Origin of the sequence: Halosimplex marinum, assembly GCF_051414075.1 — an archaeon.
GTDB classification, from domain to species: Archaea; Halobacteriota; Halobacteria; order Halobacteriales; family Haloarculaceae; genus Halosimplex; species Halosimplex marinum.
This window is the reverse complement of sequence record NZ_JBLKNY010000003.1, coordinates 143,126-157,263: the sequence shown is the minus strand read 5'-3', so window position 1 is coordinate 157,263 and position 14,138 is coordinate 143,126. Positions and strand designations below refer to the sequence as shown.

The window sequence follows — 14,138 nt, the reverse complement described above, 5'->3', positions numbered from 1 at the left end:
GTGGTTGATATACGATAACAGTTAATAAGGTTTTTGGAAGGCACCCGACTCGTTCGGTCGATCACTGCCGAGGTCCAGTCAGAGACGGGCGCGCAGGCCCTTCAATAGGCCCGATATCGGGGCTTTCGGTCGATACCGATCGACCGCGACCGGGAACGACCCCCGCTCCGACAGCTCGCCGGCGGTGTTTCGGAGAACGGAACCGTCTCGCCGTCGTTCTCGCGTCCCCTGCCGGAATTGTTCACCTTCTATCACCGGAATTACGCCCCGTTGAGTTCCGATCGTTCCGACACGGGTATATGCGTCTCCGCGATAGAGCAGAACGAAGGTTCGGCATATCTGAACGGGTGGGCGAACAGGGGGTACGATAGTTCGGGAGACGCGCTCGCGCGCGCACCGCCGTGGGCTGGGTCGAAAGGATCTCGTCGTCACCGAAACTGGGGCGGACGCCGTCCCAGGTTCCCGGGGTGCGAGTCCGGCTTCCGGCCGCCGTCCGTCGGTGGGACGTGGCAACCGGCGTGACCGTTCGTAGAAGGGTTTTTCACCCGGACCGACTAACCTCGTGCAAATGTCACCGGACAGCGAGCGCGGCATCGGCCGCCGGGAGTTCGTCGCGGCCGCCGTCGCCATCGGTGGGGCGAGCGCGCTCTCGGCGTGTCAGGAACGGGAACGGGATCTGGTGGGGACCGCCTCCGACACCGCCGAGGGGGACGGGAGCGCCGGCGGGACGCCGACCGGGACGGACACGGCGTTCGACCTGTCGGTCCCGTCGGGCAACCCCGACGCCCTCTCCGAGCGCCAGCACGCCTGGAACTACGCGGTCGTCCACGACGCCCACGGCAACACCGTCATCCCGCAGCAACAGCTGATCCTCGGGCTCTCCTACGAGGGGTCGACGCCGCCGACCGAGGCCGAGCGCGAGCAGGTCGAGGGGGCCCTGCGGACGCTCGAATCCGCCTTCCAGTGGGGGACCGGTGGGAACCCCTCGGCGTCGTTCACGCAGGGACTGCTCTTCATGATCGGCTACTCCGCGTCCTACTTCGAGCGGACCGGCGCCGCCCCCGAACAGCTGGTCCCGGCCGAGGACGTGCTCCGGGAGGTCGGCGAGGACCCCGCGAAGGCCGACGACTTCGACGCCGTCCTGCTCATGAACAGCGATATCGGATCGGTCGTCATGGCCGCCGAGGCGGCGCTGTTCGGCGAGATCGAGACGGTCAACGGCGTCGAGGTGACCGACACCTTCGAGGGCGTCTTCTCGAAGACGGCCCGCCGAACGGGGATGGTCGGCAAGGGCATCCCCGCCGACGTGCTGGACAACGAGGAGATTCCGGAGTCGGCCCCGCTGTCGATGGGGTTCAAGTCCGGCTACCGCGACAGCCAGCCCTCCGAGGACCGGATCACCATCCGTGAGGGACCGTTCGCCGGCGGGACGACGATGGCCGTCTCCCGGCTCGGCATCGACCTCGACCGCTGGTACGACCAGCCACACGAGGAGCGGGCGGCCGAGATGTTCTGCCCTGCCCACGGCACCGACGAGATCGGCGAGATCGGCGAGAAGCTCGGCGCCACGAGCGGGATCACCGAGGAGAACGCCCACAGCGTCGAGGAGTTCGCCGAGGAGTACGGCCGCGTCGGCCACACACAGAAGGTCGCACGCGCACGCGACGACGAGTTCGTCCCGACGATCCTCCGGCGCTCGGAGGGGGTCGCCACCGACACCGACCGGACGGAGTTCAACTTCACCGGCCTCCAGCGCCACGTCGACGACTTCGTCGAGACCCGCAAGGCGATGAACCCCGACGAGTACGACGACGACCTGTCGGCCGACGACCACGGCATCATCGACTACCTGGAGACGCTCCACCGCGCGACGCTGCTCGTGCCGCCCCGCCCCCGGCGCGCGCTCCCGACGGGGATCGACGCATGACAGGGGACTCGCTCCGGCGAGCCCTCCTCACCGTCGCCGTCGCGGCGGCGCTCGTCGTCTCCGGCTGTTCGGCCGCCCCCGGTTTCCTCGACGGCGGGGACGACGAGGCGCCGAGCGCCGAGATCGGGTTCGTCGAGGCCACCGACGAGGCGGGTCTCGCGTACAACGGGACCGGCACCGGCGCCGCCGGCAACGGCAACAACGGCGTCTTCGCCGCCGACATCGACAACGACGGCTGGCAGGACCTGCTCGCCGTCGGCGGCGAGCGCCCCGCCCTCTTCCGGAACACCGGCGGCGCCTTCGAGCGCACTGGCGAACTCGACGGGCTCGAACGGGAGTTCAAGAGCGCCGCGTTCGTCGACTACGACGGCGACGGCTGGCGCGACCTGATCCTGCTCGCGAAGGACGGCCCCGCGGTCGCCTTCCACAATGACGGGGGGAGCTTCGAGCGGACCGAGGTCGGCCTCGGCAACTTCACCCACCCGCTCGGGGCGGCTGTCGCCGACTACGACGGCGACGGCGACCGCGATCTCTTCGTCTACCAGTCGGGCGACTGGGCCGACGAGCGCCCGGCCGGCTACTTCTCGACCAACAGGTCCGTCGAAGACGACAACGGCAACCCCAACGTCCTCTTCGAGAACACGGGCGAATCGGGCGCTGACCGCTTCGAGCGCGTCGACGGGACGGGCATCACCGGCGACCGCTGGAGCCTCGCGGCCAGCTTCGTCGACCTGACCGGCGACGGCCGCCCCGACATCCACGTCGCCAACGACTACAACAACGACACCGTCTACCTCAACCAGGGCGACGGCACCTTCCGGCAGATCCAGCTCGGCGGCGCCACCGCCCGCAACGGCATGGCCTCGGAGATCAACGACGTGAACCGCGACGGCCGGCCGGACGTGTTCGTCACCAACATCGACATCCCGGCCTCCCGGGAGACGCTCTCGCCGGACCGCTACGAGCGGCTCAAGCGGTTCCTCCGGTACGTCATCCACTCCGGGCGGACGAAGGGCAACACGATGCTCGTCAACGAGGGCGACGGCGAGTTCGTCGACCGCGCCGACGCCTACGGCGTCCGCGAGGGCGGGTGGGGCTGGGCTGCCAGTATGACCGACCTCGACAACGACGGGGATCGGGACCTGTTCCACACCACTCAGAAGGTCGTCGCGCTCAACCAGTCCGGCCCGGTCTTCACGCTCCCGATGGTCTGGGAGCGCGGCGGCGACAACTTCACCCGCCTCGACGCCTCCGAGCGGGGCCTCCGCGAGCAGGACGGCCGCGGGATGGTGACGATGGACTACGACCGCGACGGCGACCAGGACGTGATCATCGCCGACTACCACGGCCCCTACGCCGTCTACGAGAACACCGTCCGGTCGCCGGACACTGATAGGGGAACCAATGCGTCAGCGCCCGCCGGCGCCGTCCAGTTCGAGATCGTCGACGACGAGGGCGCGGTCGCCATCGGGGCCAACGCGACGGTCACCGTCGACGGTCAGGAGACCGCCGTCTGGCAGAACTCCCGGAGCGACTTCATCTCGCAGGACTCGCCGGTCACCCACGTCGGGCTGGGCGACGCCGACGCGGCGACCGTCGACGTGACCTGGCCCGACGGGAGCGAGCGGACGGTCGAACTCGACGCCGACCGGCGCTACCGGATCGGCCCCGACGGCGTCGAAGTGGTCGCCAACTTCACCAGCGCGAGCGGGGAGTGACGGCGGCGCGCGGGTCGTTCCGACTCGTTCAGTGTTTAGACCCGCTCGCTGTGCATGATCACGTCGTCGCCTCGCCCCGGACTCCAGACGATCCGGACGATCGACCCTTCGCTCGCCTGGACGACCGTGCTCTCGGACTCGGTCACGGGGTCGCTCCAGTCGGTCGCCCGCCGGTAGCTCTCGACGCGCACGGTGAGGTCGTCGGTTCGCACCGGCTCGCCGCCGGCGTGGGTGATCCGGACGGCGGTGTCGTTGACCCGCTCGACCGTCCAGTTCGCGTCGGGCGCCTGGGTCCCCCCGCTCCCGCCCGCGATGTTGAGTCCGACAACCACCAGCCCGCCGACCACGGCCACCACGATGGCCGCCCCGACCAGGTTCAGCATCGTGTCCCCGTCCATGCGCGCTACGTGGACGCCGAACGGTATGAGCGTGTGGGCTCTCGGAGCGTTCTGTTCGCTCTCGTGTGGGGGTCGATCAATCGTCGTCACCGCGATACGCGTCGTCGCCGCGTTTCCGGATCCGCAGGACGTAGAGGATATCTTCGGTGCGGTCAGCCCGACATCCGAGCCGAAACGGGCCGACGCGGAGCTTCTGGTGGGGGGCGCCCTGTAGCGGTTCGAGATGTTCGGGCGGTTCTCGCCACTGGTCCGTCACGATCTCGTCGAGTTTGCTGGCGACCCGGTCGCGCGCGTGCTCGTCGAGCCCGTCGAAGTCCCGCCGTGCCGTGTCGGTGAGTTCCCAGTCCCACTCACTCATCGCTGTCGCGCGTCGCCCCGTCGAGACCGTACTCGGCCTTCACCTCGTCGCTGCTGTGCGTTCGCCCCTCACGGATCTCCGCTTCGCTGGTGAGCATCGCTTTCAGGTCGGCGCGGTTGAACTCGGGATGTTTGAGCGCGTCGCGGAGCACGGACCGAATGAACTCGCTCCGGCTGTTGAAGCCGTGCTCCTCCCACGTCGCGTCGACGTCCTCCAGAAACGTCTCCGTCATCCGGATGTTCACGGTCTTCTTCTCGGGCGAGGATTCCGCTTCTGCCATACTTCGTGTTGAATTTGTGTGTGGATAAGCGTTACGTCGGTGTCGTTCTCCCGTACCGAGCGTCGCTGATTCGGGGCGACAGGCGCGTCGTTCGCATCGGATCGGCGCCGTCGCCGGCAAGCGTTTTGGGGGACCCGCACCGACGATCAGGTATGCGCTGGGTGCTCCGCGGGCTGATGGTCGTCGTCGGCGTGCTGACGCTGGCGGTGTACCTGGCCGGCGCCTACCTCGTCTACGAGCTGGCGCGGGCCGTCTGGGCGGTCAGGCCGCCGCTGTCGACGCTGGCGCTGTACCTGGCGGTCCTGACGGTCGTCTTCGCGTTCGTCAGCTACCGGGTCGGCACCGCCCAGATCCTCCGGAGCCTGCGGGTGTGGGAGCTGCCGGAGGGGCGGGCGCCGACCCTCTACCGGCGGCTGGCCGGGTTCAGCGACGAGATGGGCATCGAGCGACCGGACGTGCTGGTCGCGGAGATGGGCAAGCCCAACGCCCTGGCGCTGGGCGGGGGGTTCGGCCGCGGCCAGGTCGTCGTCGACCGGCGGCTGTTCTCGCTGCTGACCTTCGACGAGCTGTCGGCCATCCTCGCGCACGAACTGGCCCACATCGAGCGCAAGGACAGCCTGGTCCAGACGTTCGGTTACAGCGTGTTGCAGACGCTGTCGGGGGTCGCGGTCCTGGCCCTCGCGCCGGTGCTACTCCTCGGCGCGGGGCTGGCCCGCGGTGTGGCGTGGATCCGCGGGCGGCCGGAGGCGTGGACGCGGACGGTCCCGGGCAAGCTCCAGCGGGCGGTCGTCGGGGCGGTGTCGCTGGTCTTCTTCGCGCTGACGCTGGCGCTTCTGGCTCACTCCCGGCGGCGGGAGTTCGCGGCCGACGACCGCGCGGCGGAGGTGACCGGCGACCCGCTGGCGCTGGCGCGGGCGCTCCGGAAGATCGAACGCGCCAGCGAGGGGCCGTGGTCGCTGCTCTCCCCGCTGTACGTCAACGGCGAGGAGGAGGGCCCGCTGACGCGGATGCTGTCGACCCACCCCGCCACGGACGAGCGGGTCGAACGCCTCCGCGAACGGGCCGAACGCGACCGGCGGGTCCGGGTCGAACGCGGTCGGCCGTGACTCGCCCCGTCGGCGTCTGTTCGGGTGACTGCGGCGACCGATGTCGGGATCTCCGCGCGTGAACGGGCGAGCCGTCTGTTCCGTATTCGAAAACCCTATACTCGCCTCGGGAGACGTTCTATTCAGCATGAGTGAATCCGACGAGGGGACCGTACGCATCGGTCTGAACGGCTTCGGCCGCATCGGGCGCAACGTCTTCCGCGCGTCGCTCGGGGACCCGCGCGTGGAGGTCGTCGGCATCAACGACGTGATGGACGACGACGACATCGAGTACCTCGCGAAGTACGACACGGTGATGGGGACGCTCGACGGCGTGACCCTCGACGACGGCGTCATGACCGTCGACGGCACCGACTTCGGCGCCTCGGTCCACGGCGAGACCGACCCCGCCGAACTCCCGTGGGACGAACTGGACGTGGACGTGGCCTTCGAGGCGACCGGCATCTTCCGCAACTACGACGACGCGAGCAAACACCTCGACGCCGGGGCGGACACGGTCGTCATCTCCGCGCCGCCGAAGGGCGAGAAGCCGGTCAAGCAGATCGTCTACGGCGTCAACCACGACGAGTACGACGGCGAGGACGTGGTCTCGAACGCCTCCTGCACGACCAACTCCGTCACGCCCGTCGCGAAGGTCCTCCACGAGCGCTTCGGCATCGAGGCCGGCCAGCTGACGACCGTCCACGCCTACACCGGCTCGCAGAACCTCGTCGACGGCCCCAAGTCGAAGACCCGCCGCGGTCGCGCGGCCGCCGAGAACATCGTCCCGACCTCGACCGGCGCCGCCCAGGCCGCCACCGAGGTCCTGCCCGAACTGGAGGGCAAACTCGACGGCATGGCCATCCGCGTCCCGGTCCCCAACGGCTCGATCACCGAGTTCGTCGTCGACCTGAACGAGGAAGTCACGGAGGCCGACGTGAACGACGCCTTCCGCGAGGCCGCCGCGGGCGAGCTGGAGGGCGTGCTCGGCGTCACCGACGACGAGGTCGTCTCGACGGACATCCAGGGGACGCCCTACTCGTCGTACGTCGACCTCCAGTCGACCAACGTTGTGAACGGCATGACGAAGATCCTCACCTGGTACGACAACGAGTTCGGCTTCTCCAACCGGATGCTCGACGTGGCGGAGTTCGTCACCGACTACTGACTACCTGTCGATCCCCCAACTGCTTTTGCCGTTCGGCCCGAACTGCAGAGGGCGATGCCCCTCCGATCGAAACTCGGCCGACGGCCCGAGGAGTACAACAGCGCGGGACGGCTCCGATGGCTGGTTCCGAGCGCGGCGGGGCTCGGCGGCGCCGCCGGCGCCCTGCTCGCGCTCGCCGTCGAACCCTGGGCGCTCCCCTCGCGGCGACCGCGGGAGTGGGCGCCGGGCTGGGCGCCGCCCTCGCAGTCGTCCTCGCCGCTGCCCCTGACTGACTCCCGTCGACCGCGATCGGTTCGCGTCCCCGACCCAGCGAGTTTCGGTTCGGATTCGTGTGACGATGTGACTCAATACCGCACCTTATTCGGACGCGGTGTCTAGATCACGGAGTGCGATACCCGATCAGTCGTGGCGAATCGACCAGCGATGCGGTGGGCCGAGCGGTGGAGGCATCCGAAGACCACCCCGCGGCGTCGGCCTCTCCGCCGGGAGGGGCGACCGACACGGGGTCCGTCGGCGGAGCCTCCGGAAACGGACCGAACGCGGACCCGCCTGCCCCTCCCGGCACGGCCGTCTCGCTCGGGACCGACGACCCCGACACGGCAGGCGAGTTCGACAGCGAACCGAACTGAGGGTGTTCTCGGATGCCAACGCGCGACGGTTCCACGATCGCGAGATGCGCCGACTGCGGCCGGGTCTACGCCTCGTACTACTTCGACGGCACGCTGAACACCCCCGCCGGAGACAGCTGCCCGAACTGCGGGGGGCGGAAACTGGTCGACGTCGGGGAAAGCGAGACGTGACCCGCCACGGTGTGCGCTCGGTGCGCGAGCGGGCCCGCCGGGCTGAAAACGGGTGACCGACGCTTCGCGAGCGAACGGACGTTTTTTCTCGCCGCCGGGCGACGGATCGAACGAGACCATGGCCTCGTTCAAGACGCTCGACGACCTGGCGGACGGACAGCGCGTGCTCGTGCGGCTCGACCTGAACTCCCCCGTCGAGGGCGGCGAGGTGCAGGACAACCGCCGGTTCTCCCGCCACGCCGAGACCGTGCGCGAACTCGCGGAGCGCGACTGCGCCGTCGTCTGCATGGCTCACCAGGGCCGCCCCGGCCGAGACACGTTCGTCTCGCTCGAACAGCACGCCGACATCCTGGGACGGCACGTCGGGAAACCCGTCCAGTTCGTCCCGGACACGTTCGGCGACCGGGCCATCTCGGCGATCAACGACCTCGAAGGCGGGGAGATCCTCCTGCTGGAGAACACGCGGATGTGTGACGAGGAGCTGCCGGAGGAGGAGCCGACGGTCAAGGCGGAGACGGAGTTCGTGCGGGCGCTGGCGCCGGAGTTCGACGCCTACGTCAACGACGCCTACTCGGCGGCCCACCGTAGCCACGCCTCGCTCGTGGGGTTTCCGCTGGCGCTACCCGCGTACGCGGGTCGGGTCATGGAGACGGAGTACGAGGCCAACACGGCCATCGCCGAGCGGGAGTTCGACGGCGAGGTGACCATGGTCGTCGGCGGGACGAAAGCCTCGGACGTGATCGACGTGATGACCGCCCTGGAGGACAAGGTCGACACGTTCCTCCTCGGCGGCATCGCGGGCGAACTGTTCCTGCGCGCGACCGACGTGCCCGTCGGGCGCGACATCGAAGGGATGGATCTCTTCGACGACCAGTGGGCGGAAAACGAGACGACGATCCGCAGTCTGCTCGACGACTACGGCGACCAGATCCGGCTGGCGCTCGACCTGGCCTTCGAGGACGAGGACGGCGAGCGGTCGGAGATCGAGGTGCTCGACATCGAGGAGAAAGACCGGGCGTTCCTCGACGTGGGGTCGAATACGGTCTCAGAGTACGCCGCCGTGATCGACAGTTCGGAGGCCGTCTTCGTCAAGGGGGCGCTCGGGCTGTTCGAGGACGAGCGGTTCGCCGACGGGACCGTCGGCGTCCTCGAAGCGATCGCCGAGACGGACTGTTTCTCCGTGGTCGGGGGCGGCGACACCTCCCGGGCCATCGAGATGTACGGGCTCGACGAGGACGACTTCGGGCACGTCTCGATCGCCGGCGGCGCGTACATCCGCGCGCTGACGGGCGAGCGGCTGGTCGGCGTCGAGGTCCTGAGCGAGTAGGAGAGCGGCGTCAGGCGCGGCGACACCAGGCGTGTCGCGCGGTCCAGTCGTCGGCCGGCGGGTCCGCGCGGACGACTCCTCCGCCGTCCGCGTCCGCCCCCGATGGCGTGCCACCCCGTTCGCCCTCCCGGACGGTTCGTGCGTGCCGCCGCGTCCAGTCTCCGCCGATGTCTCCCATGTGCCCCGCTCGGCCTCCAGGAGTAAATTTCTTTCCTCAATCTGTGAAATAAAGTAACTCGGCGGCGAGTTAATCTCTCGCCTGAGAGGGACACGTTGATTGTCCGACCGGGCGAACGGCCGGTCATGCGACTCGGCATCGTCTCCGACACGCACGACGACCTGGACGCCGTCGAAGCGGCGGTCGAGACCTTCGAACGTGAGGGTTGCGACGCCGTCGTCCACTGCGGGGACATCGTCGCCCCGTTCTCGGCGACGCCGTTCGCTTCGTCGTTCGAGTTCCACGCGGTCCGGGGCAACAACGACGGCGAGTGGGCGCTGGCCGAGACGGTCGACGACTTTGGCACCTTCCACGGCGAGACGGCCGAGCTGACGTTCGACGGCAGGGAGTTCGTCGTCTACCACGGGACCAGCGGCGCGGTCGTCGACGCGCTGGTCGAGTGCGGCCGCTACGACTACGTGCTGCACGGCCACACCCACGAGTTCGTCCGCGAGGAGTACGAGGACACGGTCCGGATCAACCCGGGCGGCGTCCCCTTCGAGGGCGCGCCCGGGCCCCACTACGCCGTCGTCCTCGACACGGGGTCCGACCGGGTCGTCGACACCGGGTCCGACGACCTCGAACGGTTCACGCTGTCGGGGGGGATCGAGTAGGGGCGGCGATCGGAGCGGACCGGGTCGGAGTACCGATCGGAGGAAACGCGGCGGCGTCAGTCGTCGTCGAGCGCGCCGTCGGCGACGGCGGGCGAGCGGGCGGGGTCGCGGAGCGACCCGCCGATCCCCCCGTCGAGGCCGAGCGCGTCCTCGGTGAGTGTCGTGCTCTCCTCGCGGTCGGCGGTGTCGGCGACGGCGCGGACGGCGTCGACGTTTTCGGGCACCACGTCGGCCTCCTGGTGGATGGCCTGGAACAGGTACAGGTCCCGTCCCTCGACGGTGACCGACTCGCCCCAGATGCAGTTCTCCCAGCAGTCCCCGCGCGGGCGGCCGGCGTCCTGAGCGAACTCCTTGAGCTTGCCCGCGCCGTCGATGTCCAGCTCCGGCGGGACGAGGGCCAGCCGTGACTCCGCGTCGAGCAGTTCGCGGACCGACTCCGCGTCGGCCTCGGAGGCGAGCGTCACGTTGACCGAGTGGGTGTGCATCAGCGTCGCGGGCACCTTCATGCCCATCGTGTCCACGTCCAGGTCCGGGAAGACCGTGTTCAGGTCGGGGCCGTGGTGGGAGGGGATCTCCACGGGGTCGGGCAGGGTGTCGTTGATCGGCCCGCGGTCGGTCTGACCGGGGTCGCCGCCGCGGCGGACGAGCGTGACGCGGGCCTTCTCGATCCCGAACTCCTCCGCGATGGGGGCGAACAGCCGCGAGAGTCCGGTCGTGTTGCAGGAGACGACGCGGACGGCGTCGGCGCCGCGGGCGGCCGCGTAGTTGGCGCGGGCGTTGAAGCTCGCCTCGGCCACGTCGGCGTCCTCGCCGCCCTGGAAGATCGCGGGCGTGTCGTGCTCGCGGTACAGGTCGGCGTTCTCGGCGCCGATCCCGGCCGGCGTGGCGTCGACCACCACGTCGCTCCCCGCGACGAGTTCGTCGACGGTCCCCGCGGTGTCGAAGCCGGCGGCGGCGAAGTCGTCGGTCCGGTCGCCGTCGACCGCGTAGAGGGGGTAGCCGCGCTCGAGCGCGACCTTCGCCTCGAAGTTCGGGCTCCTCTTGGCGACGCCGGCGACCGCCATGTCCGGCTGGGCCCGTATCGCGTCCGCCACGCGCTTGCCGATCGTCCCGTACCCGTTGACGCCGACCTGGATCATACCTCCCGGTTCGCCGGCGACGGGCATAATTCTTTTCACGTCAATTTCCGAGAAATTAACTCGGAAGCGAAAAAGGGATTTCCGGCGTGAGCGGCGCTGACGTGGTGGTTGTCAGGCGGTACCACGGTGTCGATAGCGAGCGCGGTCAGGCGTCGGCTGACGCGTTGGCGGCCGTCTCCGGCGGGACCCGGGCCGGGTCGGCGGTAGGCGTCGGCGACGGAGTGAGCGCGCCGTCGGGGACCCACTCGGGGCGTTCGACGGTCGTCTCGCCGACGCGGTCGTAGGTGTAGCGCCACTCGACTGCGATGCGCTCGTCGACGTTGCGCAGGACGAACTCGTAGTGGACCGCGCGCACGTACCCCTCCGGGGCGACCCACAGCGTCGCCCGGAAGTCGTGGACGGCGTAGGCGCTGTAGGTCTCGGGGATCGCCGGCGGGACGTGGTCGGAGACGATCCGCGCGTAGGGCCGACCGCCCCTGGTCACCACGTCCACCGAGTCGTACCCCGTCTCGACGAACATGAGCACCTCGAAGGAGACGGCCTCGGCGTAGCGCTGGCCGGCCGGTCCGGTCAGCCGCATCGTCGCGGGCGACACCGCGGTCCCGCTCGGGGAGACGACCCGCTGGTAGGCGCTCTTGCGGTCGCCGTAGGTGAGCGTCAGGTTCGTGCCGCCGTCCTCGTTGCGGATCAGGAAGGTCCCGTCCGCCCCGACGGCGATCCGCCGGTCGTACTCCCGCGTGATCGCCCCCGACCCGCCCGCGGTGCGCCGCTCCCACGACAGCGTGTACGAGTGCGCGGACAGGTGGGCGACGTGCGCGGCGTACAGTCCGCTGGCGTTGACCTCGCCGTCGGCCGAGACGGCCGGGAACGCGGCCAGTCGTTCCCTGGGCGTCGCCGCCGGGGGCGTGTCGGTCGACGCGGAGTCCGGCACGGGCGCGGGCGTGACGGTCTCGGCCGGCGTCGGCTCGCCTCCGCCCGCGAACACGCTACAGCCCGCGAGGACCACGAGGAGGGCGGTCGCGGCCAGCAGCGCGCTCCCGCGGCGCTCTCCCCGATCCGGTCCGACTGCCGGACTCATCGCCCGCTCCCTCCGTCCGTCGCGGTCGGCGGGCGCGCGGTCGCCGTCTCCGCCCCCGTCGCGGCCGTCGGCGTTCCGGCCGGAGCGGCCGTCTGTGCTCCCGACGGTGTGGTCGCCGGCGTCCCGGACGGGGTCGTCGGCGTCGCGGTCGCCGTCCGGTCGCCGGTCAGCTCGGCGACCCACTCCGGGCGGGTCACGGTCGTCGCGCCGACCGCGCGGAACTCCGAGCGGAGCGACACGGTGACGAGGTCGTCGCGGAGGCGGTACTCGTACTCGACGGCGAGCGCCCGGATCAGTCCGTCGCGGGTCACGTACGCCGTCGCCGCGTAGTCGGTGATCGTCTGCTTGGCGTGGCCGTTGGTCAGGGCCCGCGGCGGGTGAGTGACGTGGACGCGGTAGTAGGTTCGGCCGTCCCGCTCGACCGTCGAGAGCGTCGCCGCCTCGACCGAGAAGTAGCGCCCGAGCGTCTGGGCGGTCCGCAGGTAGTGGCGGTAGTCGAGTTCGCCGCCGGCCGAGCGGTACGCGGACCCGTTCGCGCGGGCGGTTCGGGTGTACGTGCCGGTGTCGTCGGCGTAGACGGCCCCGCCGGTTGCCCCCGTTGTCCGCAGGGTGAGACGATACGAGCCGTTGGCCGCGACCCGGAGTCGCCGCTCGGCCACGTCGACGGTGGCGTTCGAGGCCGCCGCGGCGGCGGGCGGTCCGGACGCCTCGACGCTCCGCCGGTAGTCCAGCCGCCAGCCGAACGACCGGCCGTCGAGCGCCGCGTAGTGGGCCCGCAACAGCGCGCCGGGCGCGACGCTCCCGTTCGGCGCGACCCCCGGCGGCGGCGACAGCGTCTCGACCGGCGTGTCCGTCGGGACGGCCATCGGCGTCACGGTGTCGGTCGACGCCGGCGTCGCGCCCCCGCCACCGCCGGACAGCGCGCTACAGCCGGCCAGCGCCACCGCGAGCACCGCGACGACCGCGAGCCGCCGGACCATTGTCGGACGTTGGGACGAGTCGCACATAAACGGCGCGGCGAGGTGCGCGCCGGCCGGCCAGTCGCGCCGCCAGCGCGGCGCTCGGGCGCGCTCGCCGGTCGCTCCCGAAAGGGCCAAGACGGCCGGGACGAACCTGTGGGGTGTGCGCATCGAGAACAGCTTCATCCCGGTCGACGGCGTGGGCGAGCGGACCGAGCGGTCGCTGTGGGAGGCGGGGGTCACCCGCTGGGACGCGTTCGACCCGTCGGCCGTCGGCGCCCGGCAGGCCGAGAACATCGAGTCGTTCGTCGCGACGGCCGCCGAGCGGCTGGACGACGGCGACGCCGCCTTCTTCCGGGAGCGGTTCCCCTCCGGCAGCCACTGGCGCTGCTACGAGAACTTCCGCGAGGACGCCTGCTTCCTCGACATCGAGACGACTGGGCTCGACCAGGGGCGCGACGACGTGACGGTCGTAGGCCTGCACACCCCCGGCGAGACAGAGACGCTGGTCGCCGGGCGGGACCTGACGGCCGCCCGGCTCCAGCGCCGGCTCGACGACGCGAACCTGCTCGTGACGTTCAACGGCAAGCGCTTCGACGTGCCCTTCCTCGAATCGGCGTTCGGCGTGGACGTGGACGTTCCGCACGTCGACCTGATGTACCCCTGTCGACGCCTGGGGCTGACCGGCGGACTGAAGGCCATCGAGCGGGAGACGGGCATCGACCGCGACCGCCCGGACCTGTCCGGCGAGGACGCCGTCCGGCTGTGGCGCGAGTACGAGCGGGGCGACGAGTCGGCGCTGGAGACGCTGGTGTCGTACAACCGCGACGACACCGAGAACCTCCGCGCGCTCGCCGACCGCGTGACCGACCGCCTCCACAGCGACGTGTTCGTCGCCCCGGAGTGAGCGGCGGGTCGCCCGCTCCGGAGAGCGGCGCTCTCCCGTCCCGTAGCGGGGCCGTCGCGTTGCGGTGGTGAGTGTGGGGCCGCCCGCGGTCGCGCCCGGTGGGTGCGACCCGTTCGCACTCGGGATCTAAAGAAACTTAACGGTTCATTACACACGTGAGGGA

Annotated in this window: 15 protein-coding genes; 8 read left to right on the top strand and 7 right to left on the bottom strand. The window is 70.3% G+C overall.

What is annotated here, in order from left to right:
* Positions 1 to 568: 568 nt before the first annotated feature.
* Positions 569 to 1,927, top strand: coding sequence for a DUF7405 family protein (locus ACMGFI_RS01750; protein WP_436906907.1), 1,359 nt, complete (start codon positions 569 to 571; stop codon positions 1,925 to 1,927).
* Positions 1,924 to 3,645, top strand: a complete 1,722-nt coding sequence (locus tag ACMGFI_RS01745; protein WP_436906905.1) for a CRTAC1 family protein — start codon at positions 1,924 to 1,926, stop codon at positions 3,643 to 3,645. The genes ACMGFI_RS01750 and ACMGFI_RS01745 overlap by 4 nt, the downstream gene beginning before the upstream one ends.
* A 35-nt stretch (positions 3,646 to 3,680) precedes the next feature.
* Here ACMGFI_RS01745 and ACMGFI_RS01740 read toward each other — a convergent pair whose 3' ends face one another.
* From ACMGFI_RS01740 to ACMGFI_RS01730, 3 genes are all read right to left on the bottom strand, one after another.
* Positions 3,681 to 4,043 carry a hypothetical protein gene (locus ACMGFI_RS01740; RefSeq protein ID WP_436906903.1) on the bottom strand — a complete coding sequence of 121 codons (363 nt, stop codon included), beginning with the start codon at positions 4,041 to 4,043 and terminating at the stop codon, positions 3,681 to 3,683.
* A gap of 76 nt (positions 4,044 to 4,119) precedes the next feature.
* On the bottom strand, positions 4,120 to 4,401 hold the full coding sequence (locus ACMGFI_RS01735; protein WP_436906901.1) for a type II toxin-antitoxin system RelE family toxin: 282 nt from the start codon (positions 4,399 to 4,401) through the stop codon (positions 4,120 to 4,122).
* Positions 4,394 to 4,681 carry a ribbon-helix-helix domain-containing protein gene (locus tag ACMGFI_RS01730; RefSeq protein ID WP_436906899.1) on the bottom strand — a complete coding sequence of 96 codons (288 nt, stop codon included), beginning with the start codon at positions 4,679 to 4,681 and terminating at the stop codon, positions 4,394 to 4,396. Before ACMGFI_RS01730 ends, ACMGFI_RS01735 begins: the two co-directional genes overlap by 8 nt.
* 152 nt (positions 4,682 to 4,833) lie before the next feature.
* Here ACMGFI_RS01730 and ACMGFI_RS01725 point away from each other — a divergent pair, with 152 nt between their 5' ends.
* The 4 genes from ACMGFI_RS01725 to ACMGFI_RS01710 all read left to right on the top strand — a co-directional run bounded on the left by ACMGFI_RS01725 (position 4,834) and on the right by ACMGFI_RS01710 (position 9,061).
* Positions 4,834 to 5,787: a M48 family metallopeptidase gene (locus ACMGFI_RS01725; RefSeq protein WP_436906897.1), complete on the top strand. Its 954-nt coding sequence runs from the start codon at positions 4,834 to 4,836 to the stop codon at positions 5,785 to 5,787.
* A 127-nt stretch (positions 5,788 to 5,914) separates the two neighbouring features.
* A complete protein-coding gene (gene gap / locus ACMGFI_RS01720; RefSeq protein ID WP_436906895.1) occupies positions 5,915 to 6,934 on the top strand; it encodes a type I glyceraldehyde-3-phosphate dehydrogenase in 1,020 nt (339 codons plus the stop codon).
* 641 nt (positions 6,935 to 7,575) lie between these two features.
* The gene (locus ACMGFI_RS01715; protein ID WP_436906893.1) at positions 7,576 to 7,734 is read left to right on the top strand and encodes a hypothetical protein; all 159 of its coding nucleotides are present in this window, start codon (positions 7,576 to 7,578) and stop codon (positions 7,732 to 7,734) included.
* Between the two features lie 118 nt (positions 7,735 to 7,852).
* Entirely contained in the window at positions 7,853 to 9,061 is a 1,209-nt protein-coding gene (locus tag ACMGFI_RS01710; RefSeq protein WP_436906891.1) for a phosphoglycerate kinase, read from the top strand.
* Between the two features lie 10 nt (positions 9,062 to 9,071).
* On the opposite strand, the gene ACMGFI_RS01705 is transcribed toward ACMGFI_RS01710, so the two are convergent.
* Positions 9,072 to 9,239: a hypothetical protein gene (locus ACMGFI_RS01705; protein ID WP_436906889.1), complete on the bottom strand. Its 168-nt coding sequence runs from the start codon at positions 9,237 to 9,239 to the stop codon at positions 9,072 to 9,074.
* 125 nt (positions 9,240 to 9,364) lie between these two features.
* On the opposite strand from ACMGFI_RS01705, the gene ACMGFI_RS01700 reads away from it, so the two are divergent.
* Positions 9,365 to 9,892 (top strand): metallophosphoesterase, encoded by a 528-nt coding sequence (locus ACMGFI_RS01700; RefSeq protein ID WP_436906887.1) that lies wholly within the window; start codon positions 9,365 to 9,367, stop codon positions 9,890 to 9,892.
* A gap of 56 nt (positions 9,893 to 9,948) precedes the next feature.
* Here ACMGFI_RS01700 and ACMGFI_RS01695 read toward each other — a convergent pair whose 3' ends face one another.
* The 3 genes from ACMGFI_RS01695 to ACMGFI_RS01685 all read right to left on the bottom strand — a co-directional run bounded on the left by ACMGFI_RS01695 (position 9,949) and on the right by ACMGFI_RS01685 (position 13,089).
* Complete coding sequence (locus tag ACMGFI_RS01695) at positions 9,949 to 11,031, bottom strand: type II glyceraldehyde-3-phosphate dehydrogenase (protein WP_436906885.1); 1,083 nt, start codon at positions 11,029 to 11,031, stop codon at positions 9,949 to 9,951.
* Between the two features lie 145 nt (positions 11,032 to 11,176).
* Positions 11,177 to 12,109 carry a DUF7537 family lipoprotein gene (locus tag ACMGFI_RS01690; protein WP_436906884.1) on the bottom strand — a complete coding sequence of 311 codons (933 nt, stop codon included), beginning with the start codon at positions 12,107 to 12,109 and terminating at the stop codon, positions 11,177 to 11,179.
* Complete coding sequence (locus ACMGFI_RS01685) at positions 12,106 to 13,089, bottom strand: DUF7537 family lipoprotein (protein WP_436906882.1); 984 nt, start codon at positions 13,087 to 13,089, stop codon at positions 12,106 to 12,108. Before ACMGFI_RS01685 ends, ACMGFI_RS01690 begins: the two co-directional genes overlap by 4 nt.
* Positions 13,090 to 13,231: 142 nt before the next feature.
* Between ACMGFI_RS01685 and ACMGFI_RS01680 the strand changes: the two genes are divergently transcribed.
* Complete coding sequence (locus tag ACMGFI_RS01680; RefSeq protein ID WP_436906880.1) at positions 13,232 to 13,975, top strand: ribonuclease H-like domain-containing protein; 744 nt, start codon at positions 13,232 to 13,234, stop codon at positions 13,973 to 13,975.
* Positions 13,976 to 14,138: the final 163 nt, after the last annotated feature.